General features: G+C 71.6%; 1 protein-coding gene. It reads left to right on the forward strand.

Features of this window, described 5'->3' with window-relative positions; all coding sequences use genetic code 11:
• Window positions 1-1,686, forward strand: a 1,686-nt coding sequence (locus QRN67_RS18370; protein WP_285413012.1) for a condensation domain-containing protein, incomplete at both ends; no start/stop codon positions are given.

Here is a 1,686-nt window from a genome sequence, read left to right on the forward strand (position 1 = left end):
GATCCTCCACCTCCCCCAGGTCGGCATCGACGACAACTTCTTCGACCTCGGCGGCGACAGCATCAGCTCCATCCAGCTCGTCAGCCGCGCGCGCAAGGCAGGACTGCTCATCACGCCGCGCAGCATCTTCCAGCACCAGAACGTGGCCGCCCTCGCCACGGTGGCGGTGGCGCTGTGCACGCAAGACACCCCCGAAGATGTCGCGACAGGCACCTTGCCGTTGATGCCCATTGCCCATTGGCTGCTCGATGGCGGCGGCGCCATGGCGCAGTTCAACCAGTCGATGCTGCTGCAGGTGCCCTCGGGCCTGCAGCAGGCGCACCTGCTTGCCGCCCTGCAGGCGCTCGCGACCCACCACGACGTCCTGCGCATGCGCCTCCTGCCCAAGGATGCGGCCGGACGGCAGCTGGAGATCGCTCCCGCCAAGGCCGACGGCGCCCAGGACGTCCTGCAGCGCCTGGACATCCGGGGACTGGATGACGCCAGCCGCCGCAGCCTCATCGCCGAAGCCTCGCGCACGGCCGCGGCCCACCTCGACCCCGAGGCCGGACGCCTGCTGCAGGCCACCTGGTTCGACGCCGGCAGTGCCCAGCCCGGACGCCTGCTGCTGACGATCCACCACCTCGCGGTGGACGGCGTCTCCTGGCGCATCCTCGTGCCCGACCTCGAACTGGCCTGGCAGGCCGCACAGCGCGGCGAGCGCGCCAGGCTCGGGCCGCGCAGCAGCTCCCTGCGCCACTGGGCGCTGCGCCTGAACACCGAGGCACTCTCCCCACGCCGGCTCACCGAGCTGCCGCTGTGGCGCTCCATCGTGGACGCTGCCGACCCGCTGCTGTCGCACCGCGCCCTCGATCCCACCCGCGACACGGTCGTCACCGCCCGGCGCCTGACGCTGAGCCTGCCCACCACGCTCACCTCCGCACTGCTCACGCAGGTACCCGCGCTCTTCCACGGTCGCATCAACGACGTGCTGCTCACGGCCTTCGCCCTGGCCGTGGCCCAGTGGCGGCGCAAGCGCTGCGGCGAGCAGGCCCCGGGCGTGGTCTTCGACCTCGAAGGGCACGGCCGCGAGGAGATCTTCGAGGACATCGACCTCTCGCGCACCGTGGGCTGGTTCACCAGCATCTTCCCCGTGCACCTGGACCTGCAGGGCATCGACCTCGACGACGCCCTGCGCGGGGGCGCCCACATGGGCCGCGCGCTCAAACAGAGCAAGGAGCAGCTGCGCGCCCTGCCCGACAATGGCCTGGGCTTCGGGCTGCTGCGCTACCTCAACCCCGAGACGGCCCAACTGCTCTCGGGTGCTGCACCGCAGATCGGCTTCAACTACCTCGGGCGCTTCGCCGCCCCGCAGGCACAGGACTGGGCCGCCGCGCCGGAGGCCGGCGCATTGGGAGGCGGTGGAGATGCCGAAGCGCCCCTGGCGCATGCGATCTTGCTGGACGCACTCACACGCGACAGGGCCGACGGCCCTGAACTGCAGGCCGCCTGGGCCTGGGCCGGCGAGCTGTTCAGCGAGGACGACATCCGCTCGCTCGCCCAGGGCTGGTTCGACGCCCTGGAAGCCCTGGTCGCGCACGCCCAGCGCAGCGACGCCGGCGGCTTCACGCCCTCGGACTTCCCTTTGCTGAGCCTGAGCCAGGCGGAGCTCGAGCGCATCGAGCAGCAGCACCCCGCGCTCGAGGA

This window comes from Variovorax sp. efr-133-TYG-130, from assembly GCF_030208835.1.
Taxonomy (GTDB): Bacteria; Pseudomonadota; Gammaproteobacteria; order Burkholderiales; family Burkholderiaceae_C; genus Variovorax.